Annotated in this window: 20 protein-coding genes; 16 read left to right on the plus strand and 4 right to left on the minus strand. The window is 70.8% G+C overall.

Translation table 11 applies throughout. The features are described from left to right. Positions 1-62: 62 nt before the first annotated feature. The 4 genes from H7F38_RS16215 to H7F38_RS16230 all read right to left on the minus strand — a co-directional run bounded on the left by H7F38_RS16215 (position 63) and on the right by H7F38_RS16230 (position 4,202). Positions 63-899: an ABC transporter permease gene (locus H7F38_RS16215; protein ID WP_255498015.1), complete on the minus strand. Its 837-nt coding sequence runs from the start codon at positions 897-899 to the stop codon at positions 63-65. Then, positions 896-1,804 carry an ATP-binding cassette domain-containing protein gene (locus tag H7F38_RS16220; protein ID WP_187090815.1) on the minus strand — a complete coding sequence of 303 codons (909 nt, stop codon included), beginning with the start codon at positions 1,802-1,804 and terminating at the stop codon, positions 896-898. Before H7F38_RS16220 ends, H7F38_RS16215 begins: the two co-directional genes overlap by 4 nt. Beyond that, positions 1,801-2,865, minus strand: a complete 1,065-nt coding sequence (locus H7F38_RS16225) for a lysylphosphatidylglycerol synthase transmembrane domain-containing protein (protein ID WP_187090816.1) — start codon at positions 2,863-2,865, stop codon at positions 1,801-1,803. Before H7F38_RS16225 ends, H7F38_RS16220 begins: the two co-directional genes overlap by 4 nt. A gap of 92 nt (positions 2,866-2,957) precedes the next feature. Next, the gene (locus H7F38_RS16230; protein ID WP_187090817.1) at positions 2,958-4,202 is read right to left on the minus strand and encodes an FUSC family protein; all 1,245 of its coding nucleotides are present in this window, start codon (positions 4,200-4,202) and stop codon (positions 2,958-2,960) included. A 39-nt stretch (positions 4,203-4,241) separates the two neighbouring features. Here H7F38_RS16230 and H7F38_RS16235 point away from each other — a divergent pair, with 39 nt between their 5' ends. The 16 genes from H7F38_RS16235 to H7F38_RS16310 all read left to right on the plus strand — a co-directional run bounded on the left by H7F38_RS16235 (position 4,242) and on the right by H7F38_RS16310 (position 24,895). Further along, positions 4,242-4,865 carry a TetR/AcrR family transcriptional regulator gene (locus tag H7F38_RS16235; RefSeq protein WP_187090818.1) on the plus strand — a complete coding sequence of 208 codons (624 nt, stop codon included), beginning with the start codon at positions 4,242-4,244 and terminating at the stop codon, positions 4,863-4,865. A 32-nt stretch (positions 4,866-4,897) separates the two neighbouring features. Next, entirely contained in the window at positions 4,898-6,403 is a 1,506-nt protein-coding gene (dop, locus tag H7F38_RS16240; RefSeq protein ID WP_187094766.1) for a depupylase/deamidase Dop, read from the plus strand. A gap of 111 nt (positions 6,404-6,514) precedes the next feature. Next, entirely contained in the window at positions 6,515-6,709 is a 195-nt protein-coding gene (locus tag H7F38_RS16245) for a ubiquitin-like protein Pup (RefSeq protein WP_187090819.1), read from the plus strand. Then, positions 6,706-7,548, plus strand: coding sequence for a proteasome subunit beta (gene prcB / locus H7F38_RS16250; protein WP_222618123.1), 843 nt, complete (start codon positions 6,706-6,708; stop codon positions 7,546-7,548). Before H7F38_RS16245 ends, prcB begins: the two co-directional genes overlap by 4 nt. A gap of 59 nt (positions 7,549-7,607) precedes the next feature. Next, a complete protein-coding gene (prcA, locus tag H7F38_RS16255) occupies positions 7,608-8,456 on the plus strand; it encodes a proteasome subunit alpha (RefSeq protein ID WP_187090820.1) in 849 nt (282 codons plus the stop codon). Positions 8,457-8,598: 142 nt separating this feature from the next. Then, a complete protein-coding gene (locus H7F38_RS16260; protein ID WP_187090821.1) occupies positions 8,599-9,915 on the plus strand; it encodes a S8 family serine peptidase in 1,317 nt (438 codons plus the stop codon). A gap of 142 nt (positions 9,916-10,057) precedes the next feature. Beyond that, positions 10,058-11,758, plus strand: a complete 1,701-nt coding sequence (locus tag H7F38_RS16265; RefSeq protein ID WP_187090822.1) for a S8 family serine peptidase — start codon at positions 10,058-10,060, stop codon at positions 11,756-11,758. Continuing rightward, positions 11,758-12,543, plus strand: a complete 786-nt coding sequence (locus H7F38_RS16270) for an RNA polymerase sigma factor (protein ID WP_187090823.1) — start codon at positions 11,758-11,760, stop codon at positions 12,541-12,543. The genes H7F38_RS16265 and H7F38_RS16270 overlap by 1 nt, the downstream gene beginning before the upstream one ends. Next, on the plus strand, positions 12,540-13,067 hold the full coding sequence (locus tag H7F38_RS16275) for a carboxypeptidase regulatory-like domain-containing protein (RefSeq protein ID WP_187090824.1): 528 nt from the start codon (positions 12,540-12,542) through the stop codon (positions 13,065-13,067). Before H7F38_RS16270 ends, H7F38_RS16275 begins: the two co-directional genes overlap by 4 nt. Positions 13,068-13,077: 10 nt before the next feature. Next, entirely contained in the window at positions 13,078-15,651 is a 2,574-nt protein-coding gene (locus tag H7F38_RS16280) for a CHAT domain-containing protein (protein WP_187090825.1), read from the plus strand. 61 nt (positions 15,652-15,712) lie between these two features. Beyond that, a complete protein-coding gene (locus H7F38_RS16285) occupies positions 15,713-18,310 on the plus strand; it encodes a CHAT domain-containing protein (protein ID WP_187090826.1) in 2,598 nt (865 codons plus the stop codon). 228 nt (positions 18,311-18,538) lie between these two features. After that, positions 18,539-19,987: a hemolysin family protein gene (locus H7F38_RS16290; RefSeq protein ID WP_255498016.1), complete on the plus strand. Its 1,449-nt coding sequence runs from the start codon at positions 18,539-18,541 to the stop codon at positions 19,985-19,987. After that, complete coding sequence (locus tag H7F38_RS16295) at positions 19,984-21,198, plus strand: hemolysin family protein (RefSeq protein WP_187090827.1); 1,215 nt, start codon at positions 19,984-19,986, stop codon at positions 21,196-21,198. Before H7F38_RS16290 ends, H7F38_RS16295 begins: the two co-directional genes overlap by 4 nt. Before the next feature lie 9 nt (positions 21,199-21,207). Next, entirely contained in the window at positions 21,208-22,566 is a 1,359-nt protein-coding gene (gene pafA / locus H7F38_RS16300) for a Pup--protein ligase (RefSeq protein WP_187090828.1), read from the plus strand. Positions 22,567-22,808: 242 nt separating this feature from the next. Further along, the gene (locus tag H7F38_RS16305) at positions 22,809-23,933 is read left to right on the plus strand and encodes a YafY family protein (RefSeq protein WP_222618124.1); all 1,125 of its coding nucleotides are present in this window, start codon (positions 22,809-22,811) and stop codon (positions 23,931-23,933) included. Beyond that, a complete protein-coding gene (locus tag H7F38_RS16310; protein ID WP_187090829.1) occupies positions 23,930-24,895 on the plus strand; it encodes a YafY family protein in 966 nt (321 codons plus the stop codon). Before H7F38_RS16305 ends, H7F38_RS16310 begins: the two co-directional genes overlap by 4 nt. The last annotated feature ends 139 nt before the right edge of the window (positions 24,896-25,034 follow it).

The raw sequence follows: 25,034 nt of genomic DNA on the forward strand, positions 1-25,034 counted from the left end.
CAATGTTCAGAACAGGTCAAGACCGGACGCAGGCTCCAATCAGGATGTGGGGAACGGCGCCGTCAGGCGTCCCGCCGCCGGAGGAAGAACGCTGCCACCACGATCGCCACCACCACGTAGAGGCAGAACACCCCGAAGCCGGTCCACGGGGCGAGCGTGCCCGGATCCACCCTGATCTGGTACACCGCCCCACCGGCGGAACTTGGAAGGTAGGGCGTCACGGTGTCCTGCCAACTCTGCGGGAGGATGTTCATGATGCCGGGGAGCAGCAGCAGAAGGCCGACCAGGGCGGCGATCCCACCCGCGGTGATCCTGATCAGGAAGCCGAGCGCCACGCCCAGCAGACCGACCCCGGTCAGGTAGAGCCCGGTGCCGATGACCGCCCGGAGGGCTCCCGGTGCACTGATGGACGTTCCGTGCGAGCCCAGGGCGGCCTGGCCGAGGAAGAAGGCCAGGAACGCCGAGATCTCCATCAGCACCAGGCTGACCGCACCGAACACGGCGAGTTTGGCCCACAGAACGGGAAGTCGTCTGGGCACGGCACCCAGGGTCGAGCGGATCATCCCGGTGCCGTACTCGCCGCTGATGAACAGCACACCGAGGACACCGATGGCCAGTTGTGCGAACGCGACGCCGGTCAGGCTGGCGTCGATCGGCTGGAAGTTGGCCCGTCGCTGGGGCCGCATGTGCGACCAGTCCTGATTGGTCAGGATGCCGCCGACGACAGCGATGCCGACCAGTGCCGCCACCGCGATGCCCATCGTCAGCCAACTCGAGCGCAGTGAACGGAGCTTGACCCATTCGGAGGCCGCCACCCGACGCCAGGTGACGTCGCCGACCTCGACGGACGACCGGAAGTCCTGCTCGGCGGGGGAGGTCACGTCCGGCATCGTCGTCATGCCGCACTCGATCCGTGGAATTCCAGCGAGTCGTTCGTCAGTTCCATGAAGGCCTCTTCCAGTGATGCCTGCTGCGGGGTCAATTCGTGGATCGCGACCCCGGCGGCCAGTGCCGCGTCGCCGATCTGCGTGGGCGTCAGGCCCACGACCTCGAGCGAGCCGGGACCGCCGGTGATGGTCACCCCAGGCCCGGCCAGGGCCCGCTGCAGCACGTCCGCACCGGGAGTGCGCACCAGGACGCTGCCACGAGAGGCCGATCCGATCAGCTCGGCGATCGGCTGGTCGGCGATCAGCCGGCCTCTGCCGATCACGATGAGATGATCTGCGGTGAGGGACATCTCGCTCATCAGGTGACTGGACACGAAAACGGTACGCCCCTGCGCGGCCAGGCCTTTCAGCAGGTTCCGGATCCACAGGATGCCGTCCGGGTCCAGGCCGTTGACCGGCTCGTCCAGGATCAGGGTGCCGGGATCACCGAGCAGGGCGGCAGCGATGCCGAGCCGCTGCCCCATCCCGAGCGAGAAGCCGCCGGCTCGTTTGCCGGCCACCTCCGCGAGCCCGACCATGTCGATCACGTCCAGCACCCGTGCCTTGCTGATGGCGTGGGTGGTGGCCAGGGCGAGCAGGTGGTGATAGGCGGACCGGCCGGTGTGCACCGACCTCGCCTCGAGCAGCGCGCCGACCTCACGGAGGGGGGCGGGTAGATCCTCGTACGACTGCCCGTTGACGGTCACCGCCCCTGCGCTCGGCCGGTCCAGCCCGAGGATCAGGCGCATGGTGGTCGACTTGCCGGCGCCGTTCGGGCCGAGGAAGCCCGTCACGATCCCCGATCGCACGGTGAAGTCGAGATGGTCGACTGCCACCCGATCCCCGTAGCGCTTCGTCAGGCCGGTGGCAGTGATCAATGCTGGCTCCCGATGGGTTCGACTCCGGTGTGGTGGTGGTGGGGTTGCAGCGCGACGACGATCCAGCCGACGGCGACGGTGCTGCCGACCGAGATCAGGCGGTAGAGCAGGACGACCCCGAGGGCGGCGGAGGCGGTCGCGCCGCCCAAGGTCAGTCCGAGGGTCATGGCCGTCTCGACCGCGCCCACTCCGGCCGGAAGTGGCGTCAGACCGCCGGCGGCCATCCCGGCGGTGTAGGTCAGCAGCAGGACGGACAGGCTCACGTGCAGGTCGAAGGCGGCGCAGCAGGCCGCGAGCGCACCGATGTCCAGCAGCCAGTTGAGCAGGGCCAGACCGACGCTCTCGGCCCAGGCGCGGGGCGTCGGCCTGATCGACCGCAGGTCCTGCGTCAGGCCGGCCAACCGGGCGACCCCGGTCTCGGCCGGCCGCCGGCGCGCCCGGTTGAGCAGCAGCAGGGCACCACGGGCGGTCCTGACGAGCAGGGCGGGATGGCGGGTCAGCATCACGATCGCCGCGATCAGCGCGCCGAGCCCGGCCAGCTCGCCGATCTCCGTCGTCGCCGATCCGCCGGTGCCCCCGGACGCAGCGAGGCCGAGGAGTCCGACGACGCCCAACGTCGCGGTGGACAGCAACCCGGTGATCGTCAGGGACCAGGTGGCCGCCGACGGGGACGCCCCCCAGTCGCGGATCTGCCGGAACGCGTAGGTCGTCGAGAAGACCGTGCCGGCGGGCATCGTCACGTGCACGGCCCCGGCGGCATAGCTCACGGCCACGGCCCGGCCGAGCGGCACCCGGACGCCGGCAGCCCGCAGGGTGCGGGCGCGCAGCAGGCCGAAGGCGACCATCGACGCGGCGGCGGCGGCGGTCGCGACGACCACCCAGCCGGCCGGCACCCGGGTCAGTCCGCGGACCGCGGTCAGCAGCGACGGGCCGCCGAGCACCAGCTCGGTCCCGAGCACCGCCGCCACCGCCAGCGCCATCAGCGTGCCGGCCAGGTGCGGCCGGCTCCGGGTCGCAGGCGCCAGGACACCCCGGGGCGGGGACGTCGGCCGGCAGGTCATGGGTTCTACCTTGATCCGGCAGTACTAGACGCCCGCTCGGTGAGGTTTGGAGTTCGGTAAGACGGTCCACCGCGATCGATCCGGCGGTGCGATCAACCCGGCGGTGCGTCCGGAACCGTCGCGACGGGGAACGCGGCGTCGAGTCCGGTGTCGAGTTCGTCCAGGATCCGGCCCGTCTCCAACACGAGCGTGCCCAGGTACAGCGCGCGCTCGAGGTTGGCCGCGACCATGTCCCGGATGTCCTCGGAGATCTGCCCGATCCGTTCCCGGGCACTGTCGATGGCGGTCCTGGCCGCCGCGGGCATCTGCTGATCCAGCCCGCGGCCGGTCGGCTGCCGCGACGACCCGACCAGCGCGTCGGCGAACGCGCTGATCGCCCCCGCCGTCCGCGTCAGCATGTCGGCGGCCATCGGCAGCGGGACCTGGCGTCCACCGCTGCTCGGCAGATCGTCTGCGGTGTCGCGGAGGGTGCGGGCCAGTACGCGGACCTGGATCTCGACCGTCCGCAGGGTGGCCGCGGCCTGCCGGAGCCGGCCCAGCGGGCCGGTCCACTGGGCTCGTCCGGGCAGCAGCGAGAGGGACTCGCCGGCCTGCTCGACCGCGGTCTCGGCGGACAGCGAGCCGGCGGCGTGTCCGCGGGCGGTGCGCAGCCAGGCGGCGGCATCCTCCCGGCGCCAGGGGGACGCGATCCCGCCGGCCATCTCGCCGAGCACGTCGATCACGTCGTCGGCGAGGTGGGCCACCGATCGGCGTGCGGCACTCACATGGTTCGGCGGGGCGATCAGGAAGTTCACGATCACCGCGACGGCGGCACCGATCAGGGTGTCGTAGACCCGCTGGACGCTCTGGCCGGCGCCGAGGGACAGGATGAACAGGCCGTTGATCGGGATCTGCGCCGCCGCCGCCGGGATCAGCCGCAGGATCTTGCCGGTCAGGAACCCGGCCACCACGATGACGCTGATCGACCAGGCGTGCAGCCCGATCAGACCGCCCAGCCAGAGCGCCACGGCCATGCCGATCACGACGGCGACCACCCGCTGGACGGCGTCCCGGACGGAGGCCCGCACGGTCAGCAGAGCGACCAGGGACGCGGTGATCGGCGCCCAGATCGGCGACGGCGACCCGAGCAGTCTCTGGGCCAGAGCCCAGCTGACGCCCGCAGACACCGCGATCTTCAACGCCTGCATCAACACCGCTGCGTCGAGACCGAGCAGGCTCAGCAACCCGCGCCGGCGCCAGGCTCCCAGCGGAGCCGGCTCACGCAGCCGTGCGGTCACCTTTGCGCTGGCCCGCAAGCTGGCGGCCGTTCGCCTTGCCATGGTCCACGGCCTGTCCATCCCAGCATTGTCACCGACCCGGCGTGGCAGAGTAACCCCATGACGAACCCGCCCAAGGGGAGCGCCCGGGCGCAGCACCGGCGGGCCGAGATCCTGCAGGCGGCGCACGAGGTGTTCACCAGCCGGGGTTTCCGGAACGGGTCGCTCGGCGAGATCGCCGAGCGGGTCGGCATCACCCACCAGGGCGTACTGCACTACTTCGGCAGCAAGGAGGCGCTGCTGGTGGAGGTGCTGCGGGACCGGGACCTGGGGGACCGGCACGAGTTCCGGGAAGGTCGCCGACCGGTCGGCGTTGCGTTCGTCGACCATCTGATCACCACCGTGACGCTGAACACCCGCCGGTCCGCGATCGTGCAGGCCTACACGGTGCTCTCGGCCGAATCGGTGACCGAGGGGCATCCGGCCCAGGCGTGGTTCCGTGACCGCTTCGCCGCGTTGCGGATCGAGGTCGGCGATGCCCTGCGGTCGATCTGCGGCCCGGAACCCGTTGTCCCCGAACAGGAACTGAAGGATGCGGCCAGCGCCGTGATCGCGGTGATGGACGGTCTGCAGGTCCAGTGGCTACTGGATCCCGCGGCCGTCGACATGCCCCGGACCGTCCGGGCGATGATCGATGCGCTGCTGGCCGGTTGGGGCCGACCACCGCTGTCGGGCGTGCCCTGAGTCACCCCGGCACTAGATTTGCTGGCATGACAGTGCGCCGCATCATGGGAACCGAGGTCGAGTACGGAATTTCGGTTCCGGGAGAACCCGGTGTCAACCCGGTGATCTCCTCGACCCAGATCGTGCTCGCCTATGCAGCCTCGGTCGCCGCCCCGCGAGCCCGCCGCCCGCGGTGGGACTACGAGGTCGAGTCACCGCTGCGCGATGCCAGGGGTTACGACCTCTCCTCGCTGTTCGGGATCAACGAGCCGGACATCGACGACATCGGAGCGGCGAACGTCATCCTGTCCGACGGGGCCCGCCTGTACGTCGACCACGCCCACCCCGAGTACTCCGGGCCCGAGGTGACCAATCCGCTCGATGCCGTGCTGTTCGACAAGGCGGGGGAGCGGGTGATGGAGCAGGCCGCGATCCTGGCCGCCGCGGTCCCGGGGGCCAAGCCGGTCCAGTTGTACAAGAACAACACCGACGGCAAGGGCGCCTCCTACGGCACCCACGAGAACTACCTCTGCCGTCGGGACACGCCGTTCCCCTCGTTGATCGCGGGGCTGCTGCCGTTCTTCGCCTCCCGTCAGGTGTTCGCCGGCGCCGGTCGGGTGGGCATCGGGGCGGCCGGCGCGACCCCGGGATTCCAGCTGGCGCAGCGCAGCGACTACATCGAGGTCGAGGTCGGCCTGGAGACCACGCTCAAGCGAGGCCTGATCAACACGCGCGACGAGCCGCACGCCGACGCCGACCGCTACCGGCGGCTGCACGTCATCATCGGCGACGCGAACCTGAGCGAGACGGCCATCTACCTCAAGGTCGGGACCACGGCGCTGGTGCTGTCGATGATCGAGGCGGGCTGGCCGATGCCGCTCGAACTGGAGCACTCCGTCTCTGCGGTCCACCAGATCTCGCACGACCCGACCCTGAAGACCACGGTGAAGCTGGCCGACGGACGGTCGTTCACCGGGGTGGACGTCCAGCGCGCCTACCTCGACGCGGCCCAGGCCTTCGTCGCCGAAACCTACGGTGCGGACGTGGATTCCGACACCGTCGATGTCCTGGCCACCTGGACCGACGTCCTGGACAAGCTCGCCGATGATCCGATGCGGCTGGCCGACACCCTGGACTGGCCGGCGAAGCTCCGCCTGCTGGAAGGGTTCCGCAGCCGCGACGGCCTGGCCTGGGGGGCGCCGCGGCTGGCGCTGGTGGATCTGCAGTACGCGGACGTCCGGATGGACCGCGGGCTCTACAACCGGCTCGTGTCCCGCGGCGCCATGAAGCGCCTGCTGACCGATGACGCGATCCTGCTCGCCATGACGACTCCGCCGGAGGACACCAGGGCCTACTTCCGGGGACGCTGCGTTTCCAAGTACCCGGACCGGCTGGCCGCGGCGTCCTGGGATTCGGTGATCTTCGACGTCGGCCGGGAGTCCTTGGTCCGGATCCCGACGATGGATCCACTGCGCGGCACCAAGGCCCACGTCGGGGCGCTGCTCGATGCCTCGGCGGACGCCGGCGAGCTGGTCGACGCGCTCACCAGGCGCACCTGAGGTTTTCGACCCGGCCCACGATCCGCCCGCCGTTACCCGGTCGTATCCGCGAGGTCGGCGGGATTGTCGGGGCGTCTGGGTAAAGTCGGGGGCAACCGATGGGAGATCGACATGGCACAGGAACAGACCAGCCGACAGGGTGGCGGCGATTCGGATGATGCTGATTCGGGCGCCGAGGCGGCCGGTCAGGAGCGTCGCGAGAAACTGGCGGCCGAGACCGACGACATCCTCGACGAGATCGACGGTGTGCTCGAGTCCAACGCAGAGGACTTCGTTCGCTCGTACGTGCAAAAGGGCGGGCAGTGAGCGATCGTGATCCCGCGTCGAACTGGCCCATCGCCGCAGTTCCCGCCGCATACCTGACGCCCGGTCCCGGATCCTTCACGGAGTTCCTGGCCAGGGCCGAACCGCACCTGCTGCCCGGCCACCGCATGCAGGGCGTCGTCGACCAGGTGCCGCACGGCACCACCATCGTCGCCCTGACGTGCGGGGAGGGCGTCGTCCTGGCCGGCGATCGACGGGCCACCATGGGCAACCTGATCGCCCAGCGCGACATCGAGAAGGTCTTCGTGGCCGACTCGCACTCCGCGGTCGGCATCGCCGGGACGGCCGGTCTCGCGATCGAGATGGTGCGGCTGTTCAAGCTCGAACTCGAGCACTACGAGAAGATCGAAGGGGTCCGGCTGTCGTTGGACGGCAAGGCGAACCGACTCTCGTCGATGATCAGGGGCAACCTGGGCGCCGCCCTGCAGGGTCTGGCCGTTGTCCCGCTGTTCGCGGGCTTCGATATCGACCGGGTACCGACGTCCGAAGGTGGACGCATCTTCTCCTACGACATCACCGGTGGCCGCTACGAGGAACACGACTTCTACGCCGTCGGATCCGGCTCGATGTTCGCCAGATCGGCCCTCAAGAAGCGGTTCGAGCGCGGCGCGGATCTGTCCGTCGCGGTGAAGGCGGCGGTGGAGGCCCTCTACGACGCAGCGGACGACGACAGCGCCACCGGCGGGCCGGACATGACGCGCAAGATCTACCCGGTGGTCATCGTGGTGACGGCGACCGGCGCACGGCGACTGACCGACGACGAGGTCGGTGAGGTGGCCGGCCAGGTGGTCGCCGGACGGATGATCAACCCCGGCGGCTGACTCGGGCAGCACCCGGCGTACCCACCACCCCTGAACCCTGAAGCAGGAGTACCAGCACTGTGACGATGCCCGTCTACGCCTCACCAGAACAGTTCATGCGGGACCGGTCCGAATACGCCCGCAAGGGCATCGGCCGGGGCCGGAGCGTGGTGGTGACCACGTATTCCGGTGGTGTCCTGTTCGTCGCCGAGAACCACTCGCCGACCCTGCACAAGGTCAGCGAGATCTACGACCGCATCGGGTTGGCCGCCGTCGGTCGCTACAACGAGTTCGAGAACCTGCGCACCGCCGGGATCCGCCTCGCCGACGTGCGCGGGTACTCCTACGACCGGCGGGACGTCACCGCCCGCTGGTTGGCCAACGCCTACGCGCAGACGTTGGGGTCGATCTTCTCGGAGCAGCAGAAGCCCTACGAGGTGGAGTTGTGCGTGGCCGAGGTGGCCAGGTCCGTCGGCGAGCCGGTCCCGGCACCTGGCGAGACCCGGCTCGGTGCCCCCGGGCAGCGGGACCAGCTCTACCGGATCTCCTACGACGGTTCGATCATGGAGGAGACCCGCTACGTGGTGATGGGCGGTGCCACCGAGCCGGTCGCCGCTGCGATGGAGACCCAGTTCGTCCGCGGATGGGACCTGGCCACTGCTCTGCACGCCGCCGTGAGCTCGCTGGGCGCAGGCGGCGAGGGTGCACCCCGTACGTTGGAGTCCGCGCAACTGGAGGTGGCGGTGCTGGAGCGCACCGTCCCCGATCGCACCTTCCGGCGGCTGGAGCGCGAACTGCTGGACGAGCTGCTGGTCCCCGTCGTCACTGCCGCCGACGGTGAACCGGGTGCCGGGGGTCCGCCCGGCGCTGACCAGGGAGCAGCGCCGGAGGTCGATTCCGAAGGGATCGATGCGGCCCCGGACGCCTGATGGTCCCGACCGTCATCTAGCCGGAGCCGTGACCTTGAACCGCCCCTCCACACCCAGGCACCCACAGTTGGGTGCGGCGCTGAGTCGTTGGCAGGGAAGCGTTCTCGAGTCGGCCGCTCCATCGGACGAGCAGTGGTCGCCGATGTCCACCGCGTACCGCACCTGCGGTGTGATCGTGCACCCGGCCGATCCGGACGTGGCGCGGCGCGTCCAGTCGGCGGTGGCCGAGGTGGCCACCCGCCGCGACTGGACCGTCACGGGCGACAGGTCCGGCGTGGCCCTGGCGCCCGGCTCGACCTCGGTCGAACCGGTCGACTCCTGGGCGATGGTCGCCGAACTGCGTCGTCATCCCGATCCGGAGGTCGCCGTCGGCGTCGGGCTCGACCACCTGATGACCACCGCGGAGCAACTCGGTGGCAATCCGTTTGCGATCGGGCACGGACGGACCGGGCTCGATCACTACGGCGATTCCGGGTACGCCGGTCGGGGGCCGGTCAACTTCGTCGTTGCGGCGCCCGCCCCGCCCTCCGCCGGCCGGCGGCCGCGCGTGGTGGTGCTGGACACCGGCATCGGAGTGCACCCCTGGTTCGCCGCCCGGCCGGCGCAGACCACCATCGCGATGGCGGACGGACGGACGATCGGGCCGCAGATCGATCCAGGCTCGATCAAGGGACTGGATGCGGACGGGTCCGGCCAGGTGGCGAACGCTCTCCTGGGCACCCTGGCCAGCCACTCCGGCCATGGCACGTTCATCGCGGGGTTGCTGCGTCAGTCGTGCCCGGAGGCCGACATCGTGGCGCTGGCCGTGATGGGCGCCGACGGGATCGTCGCGGAATCCACCCTGACCGACGCCCTGACCCTGATCGCCGACCACCAGCGCGAGCATCCGGGTTGGGCCGACGCGCTCGTCCTTTCCCTCGGCTACTACGCCGAGACCGGCGCGGACCTGGTCTACAACACCTCGCTCAAGCGCATCCTGCTGGAACTGGGACGGCTGAACATCACGGTGTTCTGCGCGGCTGGGAACGATGCAACGGCGCGGCCCTCCTATCCAGCGGCGTTCGCGGTCGACCCGAGCTTCGCCGACGTCGACGTCATGCCGCTGGTCTCGGTGGCGGCGCTGAATCCGGACGGGACGGTGGCCCTGTTCTCCAACGACGGCCCGTGGGTGATCGCCGAGGCGCCGGGCGTCAACCTGGTGTCGACCGCGCCCGTCGGCAGCGACGGTTCGGACCGCGCATCCGCCCGTACGGTGACGCCGCCCGGCCGCATCCGAAGTGGCGTGGATCCGGATGATTTCGTCTCGGGGTTCGCCTCCTGGAGCGGGACGTCGTTCGCTGCGCCGGTGCTGGCCGGGCGGTACCTGCGCGCCGTGGCCGATGCCGGTTTCCCACCGATCCCACAGCGACGGGCACTCGTTCCGATCGGACGGGGACGTCCCCGTCCGCGGCAGGAGTAACTTTCTGGCCCACGACATGTATCAGGCGAACCACAGCATGCTCTTCCGAGCCAGGGACCGGGGATGATCTCCCCGGTGGCCTGCGCGTTCTGGTGAGCCCACCACGGACCCGATGTCGCGGACCTGATCGCAGGAGGCAGAAGTGACCGACCCGGCCGCAGTGTCAGGGCCCAGTGCATCCCGCGATCCGTTCCAGCGGTACGAACCGCGGGTCCTCGACCCCGCGACGGCGGTCCGACTCCCCGGTGGACCCGCGCCCACCGCGACGGTCTATCGCGGCGACGTCCTGCTCGTCACGGCCTCCGGGCGTGCCGGGGCCGAGACCGTCATCGCGGTCATCGAGGGACTTGCCGCAGGTCTGGGACTCCGCCGCGTCGGCCCCGACGTCTTCGAGGAGATCGATCGGGACCGGGACGGGCAGGGCAGGGACGGGCAGGGCACGGACGGAGCGGACGGCGAACGCGGCGACGATCGCCGTCCTGGTGCCCGAGAAGCCGAGGAGCACAACAGGTTGGCGCGTCTGCTCGCGCTGGCCGAGCAGGCCGGGACGCCGCTGGTCGTGCCGATCCGGTTCGGGTCGTCGGCCGACGGTCCCGCGCCGGCCGTCGACGTCTGGCCACTGCTGCAGGCGGTCCGCGCCACGGGCGACGACGAACTCCGGCAGCGGGTCGGACTGGACCACCTGATGTTCGCGGCCGCCGGGATCTCCGGCAACCCCTACTCCCGCGGCACGGCCCTGGTCGGCGGAAATCCCTACTCCAGGGGGACCGCCGACATCGGGGGCAATCCGTACTCCCGTGGCACGGCCGCCGGCGTCAGGCAATACCTGCAGGGCGGCTCGGGCGGTCACGGACCGGTGAGCGTGGTGCTCGCCCCGCCACAACGCCGCAGCAGCGACTGCCGCCCCGAGGTGGTGGTGCTGGACACCGGTGTCGGTGAACACCCCTGGTTCCAGGCCCACCCCGTCGAACGACGACTGCTGCTCGACAACGGCGATCCCATCGGGATGGATGTCGAAGAGCCGTGGGTGTCCGCGACCGACCCGGAGGGCGCCGGGGCGGTACCCGACCCGCTGACGGGGCTGCTGGACACGCACGCCGGCCACGGCACCTTCATCACCGGGCTGCTGCGGCAGACCTGCGCGGATGCCGGGATCACGTCTCTCCGGATCATGGGTGCGGACGGCGTGGTGGCGGAGGACGAGCTGACCGGGGCGCTGATGGCGCTGGCCGTTCGGCTCGATCAGCATCCGGCATCCGTCGACGCCGTGGTCCTGTCGCTCGGCTACTACGTCGAATCGGCCGAGGACGTGGAGTACAGCGCGGGCCTGAAGCACCTGCTGATCGATCTGGCCGGGCGCGGTGTCGTCACCTTCGCCGCCGCGGGCAACGACTGCACCGACCGACGTTCCTACCCTGCGGCGTTCGCCGACCACCCCGAGTTCAACACCGTGGGTGCTTTGCCGCTGCTGGCGGTGGCCGCGCTCAATCCCGATGGCTCGGTCGCCCTGTTCTCCAACGATGCCGACTGGGTCAACGGCGAGGCCGCCGGCGCGAACGTGGTGAGCACCGCCCCGGTGTGCGCCTCGGGGGCCTGGGCTGCGGACACCTCCCTGCGTGGTCCGAACGGGGAGCGCCGGGGAACCATCGATCCCGATCAGTTCAGCGGTGGGTTCGCCACCTGGAGCGGGACGAGTTTCGCCGCCCCGGTACTGGCCGGCCGCTACCTGGCGAACCTGGTCAGCGCCGGCTGCCCCGCCGACGTCGGCGAGCGCCGTGCGCTGATCCCACCGCGCGCAACGTACGACGACCGCGCGACGTACGGAGAAGGGGACCACTCGTGATGCCGACGGACACGGGAGCACCGGTGGCCGCCGCCGAGAAGTCGGCGGCTGGAAGGAGGGCCTCTCGGGGTGACTCCTCCGGACTGCCACCCATCGGAACCGCCGCCGCCCCGGCGGGCCGGACCGAAGGTGGCGCACACGTCGCCGACCCGGTCGCGGATCAGGTCGCCGACCAGGTCGCGCGGGACCGGGTGCCGCCACCACGGCCGTCGTCCGACAAACCCCGCGATCTCGGTGATCTGGTCACCCAGGCGGCTCTCGCGTTCCAGGACTACCGCCTCGGTGTGGCCGGCGGTATCGATCGTCTGGTCAAGCTGGTCAGCCCTCTGCTGTGGCACACCGCCCGGCAGTGCGGACTGTCCACGGCGGAGGCCGAGGACAGCGTCCAGCAGACCTTCCTCGCCCTGGTGCGACGCGGCGACTCGATCAGCGATCCTCTGGCCGTCGTCCGCTGGCTGACCGTGACCCTCCGGAGGCAGGCGTGGCGGGATCGCGCGATTGTCGCGCAGCGTTCGGGGAAAGAACCTACTGACGAGGATCTGCCGAGTGCTGAGTCCGCCGAGCACACGGCCGTGTTGACCGACGAGCAACGTCGGCTCTGGAACCACGTGTCCGCGTTGCCCGAACGGTGTCGACGTCTGCTGGCCGTGATCGCTTTCTCGCCTCGGCCCGACTACGCCGCCATTGCCAAGGACATGGGTATGCCGGTGGGCTCGATCGGCCCGACCAGGGGTCGTTGTCTGGACAAGCTCCGCACCCGACTGGAGGGCGAGGAATGGTCATGAGCGATCAGAACCGCAGTGCTGCGGAGGGCGACGACCGGAGGAGGAGTCAGATGGATCAACGGGATCTCGACATCCTCGGCGACCTCGTCGATGTCTACGACGCGCTGGACCCGATGCCGCCGATGCTGCCCGAGGTGGTGCTCTTCGGTCTGGAGATCAGCGATCTGGACGCCGAGATCGCTCGCCTGGTCGACTCCGAGATGAGTCTGGCCGGCGCCTCTGGTACCCGTTCGGTGGAGCACGCCAAGCGGGTTACGTTCTCGAGCGACAACCTGACCGTGATGATCTCGGTGCAGGCGCAACCGGACAACGCCCTTCGGCTCGACGGCTGGGCCGCACCCGGTGGCCGGTTGCACGCCGAGTTGCGCATCGACGGGGCGACGATGACCGCGGAGTGCGACGAGACCGGTCGGTTCGTGTTCGAGTCGGTGCCCTCCGGCTCCGTGCAGCTGGTCCTCCATCCGACCGACGACTCCGATCCGACGATCCGCATCCCGGTGGTGACCCCCGCATTGCACCTGTGAAACTGGTGGTGTGACGATCGGCGGGGGACAGGAACCATCCACCGGTGCCGACGTCGCGGCAGCGCTGCGGTTCCTGGAGCGTGCACGTGCCGCCGGCGACAGCGGCCGGCCCTCTGCTGCGCTGAAATGGTGCGAGAAGGCACTGAGGCGCCTTCCTGGTGCCGGACCGGACGAACCGCAGATCTCGAACGCCCGGTGCCTGGTGATGATCACCCAGGCGTACCAGTACTCGGCGCTCGGAGATGTCCAGCGGTCCCTGGCGATTCTGACGGAGGCAGAGCAGGCAGATACCGGCTCGCTCTCGGCCATCTGGGGGGCCCGCGCGATGAGTCTACTGCGGGGCGGCGACTCCGCCGGCGCCCTGACCGCGTTCGACCGGGCCATCAACACCGCTCCGGCGGACGCACCGAGGGTCCTGTCGGCCGCCCTGCTCAATCGCGGCCTCCTGCAGATGGGGGCAGGGCATCTGCTGCCCGCGGAGAAGGACACACGGGCGGCGCTGGAGGCGGCCATGGCCGCGGACGACCGCTGGGGCATGCACATGGCGGCGCACAACCTGGGCTACCTCCAGTTCCTGGCCGGAGATCTACCCGGGGCGCTCGACTCGATGGAGGCGGCCCAGAGAGCGGTGGCAGAACCTCCGGTCGGCATGCCGGCGATGGACCGGGCGCGGGTGCTGCTCGCCGCCGGTCTCACCCGTGAGGCGGCCGACTTCAGCCAGCTGGCCATCGAGGACTTCGACCGCAACCGGGCGCTCAGCGAACTACCCGACGCACTGGTGGTGGCGGCCGAAACCGATCTGCTGCGGTCCGACTGGAAGTCGGCGCTGGTGAAAGCGCGCCGGGCCAAGGTCCTCAATCGTCGCCGCGGGAACGAGAACGCCGCCCTGCTCGCCGAACTGGTCGAGCTGAAGGCGACGGCCGTACGACGGGCCGGGGCCCGGAACCCGTTGGTGCGAGCCAGATCCGATGCGCGCCGGGCGGCGGACCTGGCGTCCTCGCTGGTGGCACACGACCTTCCCGGCGACGCCGTCAGCGCCCAGCTCGTCACCGCAGACGCCCTGCTGGAGTCCGACGACCTCGACGCCGCGCAGGACGCAGCCGCGTCGGCTCTGAGCTTCGGGCCCAACCTCCCGATGGGTACCCGCCTGCACGCCCGACTGGTCGCGGCGCGAATCGAGATGCGTCTCGAGAAGCCCACCCGGGCGTTCGCCCAGATCCGCAGGGGGCTGGACGAACTGGCCGAGTTCCAGGCCCGTTTCGGCTCGCAGGACATGCAGGCCGGGGCGGCGGTGCACGGCGCGGCACTGGCCCGGCTGGGGTTGCGAACGGCCGTCGCCGGCGGATCGCCGGCAACGATCCTGCAATGGCTCGAGCGTTCCAGAGCGGTCACCACCCGTCTCCCGGCGGTCCATCCGCCGGCCGATCAGGAACTGGCGGAGACGCTGGGGCAGCTCCGCCTGGCCACCATCGATGCGCGGGCCGCCGCCGTCGCCGGGCTCCGGGACCCGGGCCGGGAACGGCGTGTGGCCGAACTGCGGAGACACGTCCGGACCAGATCCTGGACGGTGAGCGGATCGGGCACCGTCCATCGGCCGCTGGCGCTGGCCGCGGTGCGACGGCTCCTGGCCGGCGACCCGTCAGATCCGACGGTGATCGCCCTGCTGCACGGGGAGGTGGAGGTGCACGCGCTGGTGATCAGCGCGCACCGGGCCACCCATCGCAGGCTGGCGGACTGGCCGGACGTTGACGCGCGGATCCGCCGCGCCGCAGCTGATCTCGACCTGCTGGCCGCCCCGAGAATTCCGCTGCCGGTGATGCAGGTGGCCCGCCGGTCGCTGACCGAGGACCTGATCCAGCTGGACCGGGCCCTGCTGGCGCCGATCCTGGCGGACGTCACCGGCGGCCCCGTCGTCATCGCCGCCGTCGGGCCGATGGCCACCCTGCCGTGGGGCCTGCTGCCGTCGTTCGTGGGTCGTCCGGTCTCGGTGAGCTCCTCCGTGACAGCGGCCATGTCCTCCGTGGGCCGCCCGAGCCGTGCCTACCTGCGTGGGGTCCTCGCGGTCTCCGGTCCCGACGTACCCGGCGGCGCGGACGAGGCGGCCGCGGTGGCCGGCATGCATGCCGGCGCGCATCTGCTGGTCGGAGCGGAAGCCACCGGGGAGGCCGTGCTCGGGCAGATGCCGCAAGGGGGTCTGCTGCACATCGCGGCGCACGGCCACCACGAGCCGGACAGTCCGCTGTTCTCCTCCGTGCAGTTGGCCGACGGCCCGCTCTACGGGTACGACATCGCGCCCAGTCCCGCCCTTCCCGACCACGTGGTGCTGTCCAGCTGTGACGTGGGCCGCAGCGATGACCGGCCCGGTGGTGAGCCGCTCGGTCTGGCGGCGGCCCTGCTGCGCAGCGGGGTGTCGACGGTGGTGGCCGGGATCAGCCGGATCTCGGACGAGGTGGCGGCCGCGGCGATGCTCGTCTACCACGAGAGGTTGCTCGCCGGTGACGGTCCGGCGGTTGCCCTGGCGGTGGCGATCAGTGGAACAGCGGACGTCCCCGCACCACTGACGTGCTTCGGTGCGGGTTCCTGACCAGCTCTGATCGCTGGTGTTGGGCCATCCGGGGTCTTGTGGCGTCTGTGACACTGAAGAAGTGGATCCGGACAATCGGCACGAGTCACCCGGTAGTGGCGAACACACCGCCACGGACCTGTGGACGCTGGCGAGGGCGGCGAGTGACGATGGCAAATGGTTCACCGGCCTTCGATTGGCCCAGCGGGCGCTGAAGCACCTGGACGGTCGAGCCGCCGCCGATCCGGTGCTGCGGGCGCGGATCCTGGTGGCCCTGGCCTACAACAACTCCGAGCTCGGCCACCCGGACCGGGCGCGCGCCCTGCTCGAGGAGGCCTCGGCGTGTCCGGAGGTGCTGCCCGCCGTGCAGGTCGCCCGCGGACTGATCCTGGTGCGGACCGGACAGCCCGACGCCGCACTGGCGGATCTCGACGCCGCCGTCGCCCAGCTCCGCCGGTCCTCCACGCCGGAATCGCTGGAGGACCTCGCCGGCGCCCTGATCAACCGGGGACTGCTGCACATCGTCGCCGGCCGGCTCGCTCCGGCCGCCGCCGACACCGCGGCCGCCGGAGCGATCGCCCGGGAACTGCACCGCGGCGACATCACCTTCATGGCCGACCACAACCTCGGATTCGTGCGCTACCTGGCCGGTGATCTACCGGCCGCGCTGGCGGCGATGGAAGGTGCAGCGATCGCCTGGCCGCGGGCAGCCCAGGACGGGGTGTCTCCCCTGGACCGCGCGAGGGTGCTCGCCTCGGCCGGCCTGATCGACGCGGCCGGCGAACACATAGATCAGGCCCTGGAGTTCTTCCGGATCAACCGGGCCACCGCGGATCTGGTCGATGCCTACTCGGTCCGCGCGGAGCTCGACCTGCTGGCCGGGCACCCAGAAGCCGCGGCGCGGGCGGCCCGTCGCGCCGAGCAGACCGCCCGCCGCCGTGGCAACGTCCCGGCCGCCCTGGCCGCCCGCACCCTCCGACTGCAGGCGGTGAGGGCTCAACGGAGGGCGATGGCAGTGGACCGGAGCGGCGCGTCGGCGGCCGCCCGGATCGGTCGCGCGCGGCGGGACGCGATCGAGGCCGCCGCCCTGGCGGCGCAACTGGGGGAGCTCGGACTGGACGAGGAGGCGAACACCGCACTGCTGCTGCACGGCGAAGCGCTGCTGGATTCCGGCGAGGTGGCCGCGGCCAACGAGGTGGCCCAGGTGGTCCGCGACCGATCCGGTGTCCGGCTGGCGACCCGGCTGCAGGCCCGACTCCTGGACGGGGAGCTCGAGCTGGCCGCCGGGCGTCGACGGGCCGGGCTCGCCCACATCCGACGGGGCCTCGACGACCTGTCGAAGTTCCAGGCGACCTTCGGCTCGCAGGATCTGCAGACGGCGGCGGCCGTCCACGGTCGCGAACTGGCCGAACTGGGCCTGCGGACGGCGGTCGAGACCCGTTCTCCCGCAGCAATCTTCCAGTGGCTGGAACGCGCCAGGGGAGTGAGCACCAGGTTGCCCGCGGTCCGGCCACCCGCTGATCCCCAGTTCGCCAGGGAACTCGGCGAATTCCGGGCGAGCTACGAGCAGGCCAGGCAGGCGGTGCTGTCCGGGCGTCGGGATCCGGCGCTGGAGGTCAGGGTCCGGCGGATGCGCCGTCAGGTGCAGGCGATGGCCTGGACGGCCGCCGGCACCGGCGCCGTCCTTCGGCCGCTCACGCTGGCTGCGGTGCAGCGCAGGCTCGCGGCGGATCCCGCGCGGCCCTCGATCGTGGCCTACATCCGCGGCGACGGTGCCCTGCACGCCTTGGTGATCACCGGTCCGCGGGCCTCGTTCCGGCGGCTCGGCGCGTTCGAGGAGATCCAGTCCAGGGTCCGGCGGGTGTCGGCCGACCTGGATCTGCTGGCCACCCAGCGCGTGCCGGAGCCGGTCCTGCGGGTGGCCCGGCAGTCGCTGGCGGCCGGCCTGGACAAGGTGTCCGGTGACCTCCTCGAACCGATCGGCGGGCTGCTGGACGACGGGCCGCTGATGGTCGCCGGACTCGGCATGCTGACCACCGTGCCGTGGGGCCTGCTGCCGGCGCTGGTGGGTCGCCCGGTGTCCGTCACGGCGTCCGTTTCGGCCGCATTGGGCGAACGCAAAGGACGTGAACCGCGCGCCGACCGGGTCCTCTCGGTGGCCGGGCCGGGTCTGCCCAACGGCGCGGCCGAAGCCGAGCAGGTCGCGGCGCTCTACCCGGGGTCGACAGCCCTGGTGGGGGATGCGGCCACCGGAGCCGCGGTGCTGGGACAGGTCCCGGACGGTGGAATGCTGCACATCGCGGCGCACGGCCACCACGAGACCGAGTCCCCGTTGTTCTCCTGGGTCCAGCTGGCCGACGGTCCCTTGTACGGCTACGACATCGCCCCCAACCCGTCGCTGCCCGACCATGTGGTGCTCTCCAGCTGTGACGTCGGGCGAGGCGATGACGACCGCCCTGGCGGCGAGCCGCTGGGGCTGGCGGCCGCGCTGCTGCGCAGCGGGGTCTCCACCGTCATCGCCGGGGTCAGCCGGATCTCGGACGTGGTGGCCGCGCAGACGATGGTGGTCTACCACCAGCGGCTGCGCTCCGGTGACGGGCCGGCAGTGGCACTCGCGGCGGCCGTCGCGGCGGCCGACGGTGCACCGGCCCCGCTGACCTGCTTCGGTGTCGGAGCCTGAACGCCCGCCCGCCTGCCCCGCCCCCGCCCCCCCTCGCCCCCTGGAGCCCCCCTCGCGCCCTGGAGCCCCGGGACGTCCTGCACAGTGCGGGCAATAGCCGGCACTGTGCAGGACGTCCCCGTGGGCTCCGGGGCTCCCAGGGGCGTTCGTTACCATGTGGGGCAAACCCATGGATATTCACCCAGAGCACCCGTCGTCGGCGGACCCGATCGCGGCGGTCACCCGTCCGTGCCCGATCCGATGATCACCCAGATCCTCCTGCTGCTGGTCGGGCTCCTGCTGATCGTCGGGACCGCCGTCTACGTCGCCGCGGAATTCAGCCTGGTGACGGTCGACCGCGCCAAGGTCGCGCAGGAGGCCGCCGCCGGTGACGGTCGGGCGAAATCTCTGCTGGCCGGCCTCAGGTCCCTGTCCACCCAGCTGTCCGGGGCGCAGGTCGGCATCACCGTCACCACGCTGGCCCTCGGCTTCGTGATGGAACCCTCGCTGGCCGCGCTGATCGCAGACCCGTTGCGCGCCATCGGGATCAGCCCCGGTGTTGCGTCATCCGCCGGGGTCGTCCTGGCCCTGATCATCGCCACCGTCCTGTCGATGGTGTTCGGCGAGTTGGTGCCCAAGAACCTCGCCATCGCCGAACCGTTGGTCACCGCGAAGGCGGTGGTCATGCCGCTGCGCATCTCGACACTGGTCTTCCGGCCGTTGATCTGGGTCCTCAACGGCATCGCCAACGGCGTGCTGCGGATCTTCTCCATCGAGCCGCAGGAAGAACTCCGCTCCGCCCGCTCGCCCGACGAGCTGCAGTCGCTCGTTCGCAGGTCGGCCGCCCAGGGCACATTGCCCGCCCCCACCGCGGGTCTGCTGTCGCGGACCATCTCCTTCTCGGGCAAGACCGCGGCCGACGTCCTCACCCCGCGGACCAGGGTTCGTTTCGTCAAGGCCACCGACCCGGCCGAATCGGTGATCACGGCCGCCGCTGCGACGGGTCATTCACGGTTTCCGGTCTCCGGCGAGGACTCCGACGACGTGGTCGGCCTGGTGCACCTCAAGCGGGCCGTCGCGATCGCACCCGACGACCGGGTGGGAGTCCGGGTCGAACAACTGATGACCGAGGTGCCGGTCGTCCCGGAGACCATTCCGCTGGACGACCTCCTCGACCTGCTGCGCCTGCAGGGCCTGCAGATGGCGGTCGTCACCGACGAGTACGGCGGCACCGCCGGCATCCTGACGCTCGAGGACGTGGTCGAGGAACTCGTCGGCGAGATCACCGACGAACACGATCTGGGGGATCCGCGCGCCGCCCGGCAGCACGATGGAACCTGGCTGCTCCCGGGTGATCTGCGGCCGGACCAGATCGCCGAGATCACCGGAGTGACGCTGCCGGAGTCCACCGCGTACGAGACGGTGGCCGGTCTGGTCATCGCCCGGCTCGGCCGGCTGCCCGAGAGTGCCGACACGGTCGAGGTGACGGCCACCATCCTGGCGCAGACGCCGCTGGGGGTGCTGACCGCCCGGGTGCACGGGTCGGCCGACGACCTCCCGATCCCGGTGAACACGCTCGACGATCTGCCCCGGGTGGTCTCGGTGCGGCTGACCGTCGCGTCCAGGGCCCGCCGGCGAATCGAGTCAGTGGTGCTGTCCGCGGTCGCGCAGGTCGACGACAACGGGGAACTGCGGTGAAGGGCAGCTGGGGGCTGGTCGCGCTGGTGGTCGTGCTGCTGGCACTGAGCGCGTTCTTCGTCGCCGCCGAATTCGCGTTGATCGCCGCCCGCCGGACCGTCATCGAACCCCGCGCGGTGACCAGCTCCCGGGCCAGGACGACGCTGAAGGCGATGGAGGACATCTCCGTCATGATGGCCTGTGCGCAGTTGGGCATCACCGTGTGCGGGGTGCTCCTGGGCGCTCTCGGCGAGCCGGCGGTCGCCACCCTGCTCGAGCCGCTCTTCGAACGCCTGGGTGTGGGAGAGTCTGCGCTGCAACCGGTGTCGCTGGTCGTAGCGCTGCTGCTGGTGGTCTCGGCCCACGTGGCACTCGGCGAGATGGTTCCCAAGAACGTCGCCCTCGCCGGCCCGGAGAACACCGCGATCCTGCTCGCTCCGCCGCTGCGGGCCATCACCCTGTTCCTCGGACCGGTGGTCAGGGGCCTGAACCACCTGTCGAATGCCGTGGTGCGTCTGATCGGCCGCGAGCCGAGGAACGAGGTGGCGTCCTCGTTCACCCGGGACGAGGTGGCCGGCCTTGTCGCCGAGTCGCGGTCCGAGGGGTTGCTCGACAGTCAGGAGCACGACCTGATCACCTCCGCCCTCGACTTCGACACCGCCACCGTCGACCGGGTGCTGCTGGCCGACGCCGATGTCGTCTGCCTGCACACCGGCGTCAGCGCCGCCGAAGTCGAGCAGGCGTGCGCCAGGACCGGCTTCTCCCGGTTCCCGGTCCGGGGTGACGACGGGAAGTACGTCGGGTACCTGCACATCCGCGACGTGATCGACCTGCCGGCCGAACTGCGGGAGGAACCGGTGCCGGCGGGTCGGATCCGCCCGTTGCCGGTCGTGGTGGCGGGCACCGAACTCAGGCTCGCCCTCGACCGGATGCGACGCCTGGGTGCGCACCTCGCCCAGGTGGCGGCGCCGGTTCCAGCGGTGCCGGAACTGGCCGGGGCCGCCGATCCGGTGGTGGCCCTCGGCGCGCTGGTGACCGCCCCGGCCGGGCCGCCGGTCGAGCCCCTGCCCGAGGCCCGTCTCGGCCTGGTGACCTTGGAGGACGTCATCGAGGAGTTGATCGGTGAGGTGCGCGACAGCACCAGGCGACGTCCGCAGGTCGGTGCCCCCGGGGGCCGTGGGTCGTCGCCGCGCCCCCGGCAGTTCACCGACACTCCGCGCGGTGAGGCATAGTCTCGCCGTATGCAGCGGCGGATCATGGGCATCGAAACCGAGTTCGGCATCACCTGTACCTTCCACGGACAGCGCCGCCTCTCACCCGACGAGGTCGCGAGGTACCTGTTCCGCCGGGTGGTGTCGTGGGGCCGGTCGTCGAACGTCTTCCTGCGCAACGGGTCGAGGCTCTACCTCGACGTCGGATCCCACCCGGAGTACGCGACCGCCGAGTGCGACGACCTCCTGACGTTGATCGCCCACGACAAGGCCGGCGAGCGGATCCTGCAGGACCTGGTCGTGGACGCGGAGGCGCGACTGGCCGAGGAAGGCATCGGCGGCGACATCTACCTGTTCAAGAACAACACCGATTCGGCCGGCAACTCCTACGGCTGCCACGAGAACTTCCTGATCGCCAGGGCCGGTGAGTTCTCCCGCATCGCAGACGGTCTCATCCCGTTCCTGGTGACCCGGCAGCTGATCGCCGGTGCCGGCAAGGTGCTCCAGTCGCCGCGGGGCGCCTCCTACTGCCTGTCGCAGCGGGCCGACCACATCTGGGAAGGTGTGTCCTCCGCGACCACCCGCTCCCGGCCGATCATCAACACCAGGGACGAACCGCACGCCGACGCCGAGCGGTACCGCCGCCTGCACGTCATCGTCGGGGACTCGAACATGAGCCAGACGACCACGCTGCTCAAGGTCGGCAGCGCCGCCCTCGTGCTGGAGATGATCGAAGCGGGAATCCAGTTGCGGGACTTCACCTTCGACAATCCGATCCGGGCGATCCGGGAGATCTCGCACGACATCACCGGGCGCCGGACGGTGCGGCTGGCCAACGGTTCGGAGATCTCGGCGCTGGACGCCCAGACGGAGTACTACACCAAGGCCGTCGACTACGTCGCCGGCCGGGGGACCGACCCGATATCCGAGCGGGTGCTCGATCTGTGGGGCCGGACGCTCAAGGGGGTCGAGATCGGCGACCTGTCCGGGGTGGACACCGAGATCGACTGGGTGATCAAGAAGAAGCTGATCGACTCCTACGCAGCCCGGCACGGCATGGACCTGGCGGACCCGCGCATCGCCCAGATCGACCTGACGTACCACGACGTCCGGCCCGGTCGCGGCCTGCACTCGCTGCTGGTGAAGAAGGGAATGGCCGCCACCGTCGTCACCGACGACGAGATCACCGATGCCACCACCCTCGCGCCGCAGACGACCAGGGCCAAACTCAGGGGCGAGTTCGTCGCCGCAGCGCAGGACGCCGGCCGCGACTACACCGTCGACTGGGTGCACCTGAAGCTCAACGACCAGGCGCAGCGCACCGTCCTGCTCAAGGACCCGTTCCGCAACACTGATGACCGCGTCACCAAGCTCATCGAATCCCTGTAGCGGCTCCCAGGCGGGCCGTCTGCGGCGTTCTCGTCGTTGCCGATGCAACCCCCGGTATCGACTTCCTCCTCCGCCCTGCCATAAGCGCACCTGGGAACCGCTGGCCGCGCTTATCATCTTCGCCTGCGCTCATCATCAGGTCGATTTCTGCCCCACGCGTCCCAGAACCCGCACGATGATCAGCGCGGGTCGTCCGGAGCGCGGCGGCCGTCCTGAGGTCCCGGTGTGCAAGGCTGGGACGCGTGGCGACGGCGAAAGCGGAACGACTGCTGAACCTGGTGATCGCCCTGGTCAACTCGCCCCGGTTCCGGACGGCGGCCTGGATCCGGGAGAAGGTCGCCGGGTACAGCGACGCGCCCACCGAGGAAGCCTTCTTCCGGACGTTCGAGCGAGACAAGACCGAACTGCGGGACCTCGGGATCCCGCTGCAGTCCGATGGCACGGAGACCTCCGGCGGCTACCGGATCCTGCCCGGGGAGTTCTCGCTCCCGCAGCTGTCCTTCACCCCGTCCGAGACTGCGGCGCTGGGCCTGGCTTCCCGCCTCTGGGAGACCACCGCCCTGGCCGGCGCAGGCTCGAACGCGATCCGCAAGATCCGGGATGCCGGCGTGCCCGACCCCGACGCCGAGCAGCAGGCACATGCGGTCGGGCTCCTGCAGCCGCGGGTGCGGACCGGGGACCCGTCCTTCGCTCCGCTGTACGCGGCGGTGCGGGCCGGACGCGCCGTCACCTTCGGCTACCGCAAGAACCCGGCCGGGCCCGGCGAGGGTCGGAACGTCCAGCCCTGGGGGCTGGTGTCCTACAAGGGCCGGTGGTACCTGGTCGGGCATGACGTGGAGCGGGCGGCCACCAGGACCTTCCGGTTGTCCCGGATCGTCGGCATGGTCCACCCGGTCGGCCGTGCGGGTGTCGTCAGCGCGCCGGCCGAGCTGGACCTGCTCGCGCTCGTCGCCGGCAGTGTGGAGTTGCCGGCCGACCGGACCGCGACCCTGCTGATCAGGCCAGGTGCGGCAACCGGCCTCCGCCGTCGGAGCGCGCGGGACGAGGTTGGCGGCCAGGCGGTGACGGCGGACGAGCTCGACCCGGTCGGGCGGCACGCAGGATGGGACGTCGTTCGGGTGCCCTTCGCCCATCTGTGGGATACCGCCCGGACCATCGCCGAGCAGGGTCCGGACGTGTTCGTCGTCGAGCCCCCCGACCTTCGAGAATCGGTGATCCGGCTGTTGCTCGGCGCGATGTCCTCCGACGGGCCGGCTCTGCAGAACGCCGCCGAGGCCGACGCCGACCAGGCTGCCCTGGACGAAGACGAAGACGAAGACGAAGACGAAGTGGACCTGGCCGTCGCCGAGCCCGGCCATCGAACATGACCGAAACCGCAACGGATCGGCTGGCCAGGGTGCTCGGGCTGGTGCCGTACATCTCCCGCCGGCCCGGGGTCGCGCTGGTCGATCTGGCCGTCGAGTTCGGCGTCAGCGCCGAGCAGATCGGCGCCGACCTGGATCTGCTGATGGTCTGCGGTCTGCCCGGCTACTACCCGGACGACCTGATCGACGTCGTGCTGGACGAAGAGGGCGGCACCGTGTCGATCGCGTTCGACGCCGGCATCGAACGCCCGATCCGGCTCACCTCGGACGAGGCGGTCGCCTTGACGGTGGCCCTGCGGGCCTTCGCGGATCTCCCCGGCCTCGTCGATGCGGACGCCGTCTACTCGGCACTGGCGAAGCTCGAACAGGCCGGCGCCGAGACGGCCGGAGCGGTCCGGGTCGCAGCGGCCGACGACGCTCCGGCGCTCGGGGCGGTCCGGCAGGCGGTCGATGAATCACGGCAGATCTGGATGCGTTACTACACCGCGTCCCGCGACGCGCTGACCGAGCGCATCGTCGACCCGATCCGGTTGCTGGTCACCGACGGGCACGCCTACCTGGAGGGCTACTGCCACTCGGCCGACGCGGTCCGTCACTTCCGGGTGGACCGGATCGAGGACATCACCGTTCTGGACGAGCCCGCCCAGGGACAGCTGTGGGTCGACTCGGACGTGCCGGAGAAGATGTTCCACCCGGATCCGCAGATCCCGCCGGTGACGTTACGGCTGGCCGCGGCGGCCAGGTGGGTCGCCGAGTACTACCAGACGGAGGATGCGGTCGAACTTCCGGCCGAGGACGACGAGACAGCGCCCGGATCGCTCCGGGTCCGGCTCCGGTCCGGTGGGGACGACTGGCTGCTACGACTGGTGCTCTCGCTCGGCGGGGCCGCCGTGATCGAGGACCGGCCCGACCTGGCACTACGGGTCAGCGCTCGGGCTGCCGAGGCACTGGAGGCCTATCGCTGACCGGTACGCACACGACGAAGTGCAGTCCCCGCAGCCTGCGGCGCCGAACCAGGGGGGCCCGCCCGAGAGGGCCCGGCGTTGCCGGGGGCTTCAGCGGCCGCCGCACCTGACCATGGCATCATCGAAGGCGGACCCGGTG

Origin of the sequence: Nakamurella sp. PAMC28650 (assembly GCF_014303395.1) — a bacterium.
Lineage (GTDB): Bacteria > Actinomycetota > Actinomycetes > Mycobacteriales > Nakamurellaceae > Nakamurella.

What these genes read in the sequence shown, in the direction of transcription:
- pafA (WP_187090828.1), top strand. Translation starts at nt 21,208, where the DNA reads ATGCAGCGGCGGATCATGGGCATCGAAACCGAGTTCGGCATCACCTGT.
- H7F38_RS16270 (WP_187090823.1), top strand. Translation starts at nt 11,758, where the DNA reads ATGCCGACGGACACGGGAGCACCGGTGGCCGCCGCCGAGAAGTCGGCG.
- H7F38_RS16275 (WP_187090824.1), top strand. Translation starts at nt 12,540, where the DNA reads ATGAGCGATCAGAACCGCAGTGCTGCGGAGGGCGACGACCGGAGGAGG.
- H7F38_RS16230 (WP_187090817.1), bottom strand. Translation starts at nt 4,202, where the DNA reads ATGGACAGGCCGTGGACCATGGCAAGGCGAACGGCCGCCAGCTTGCGG.
- H7F38_RS16245 (WP_187090819.1), top strand. Translation starts at nt 6,515, where the DNA reads ATGGCACAGGAACAGACCAGCCGACAGGGTGGCGGCGATTCGGATGAT.
- H7F38_RS16235 (WP_187090818.1), top strand. Translation starts at nt 4,242, where the DNA reads ATGACGAACCCGCCCAAGGGGAGCGCCCGGGCGCAGCACCGGCGGGCC.
- H7F38_RS16260 (WP_187090821.1), top strand. Translation starts at nt 8,599, where the DNA reads ATGTCCACCGCGTACCGCACCTGCGGTGTGATCGTGCACCCGGCCGAT.
- H7F38_RS16310 (WP_187090829.1), top strand. Translation starts at nt 23,930, where the DNA reads ATGACCGAAACCGCAACGGATCGGCTGGCCAGGGTGCTCGGGCTGGTG.
- H7F38_RS16215 (WP_255498015.1), bottom strand. Translation starts at nt 899, where the DNA reads ATGACGACGATGCCGGACGTGACCTCCCCCGCCGAGCAGGACTTCCGG.
- H7F38_RS16225 (WP_187090816.1), bottom strand. Translation starts at nt 2,865, where the DNA reads ATGACCTGCCGGCCGACGTCCCCGCCCCGGGGTGTCCTGGCGCCTGCG.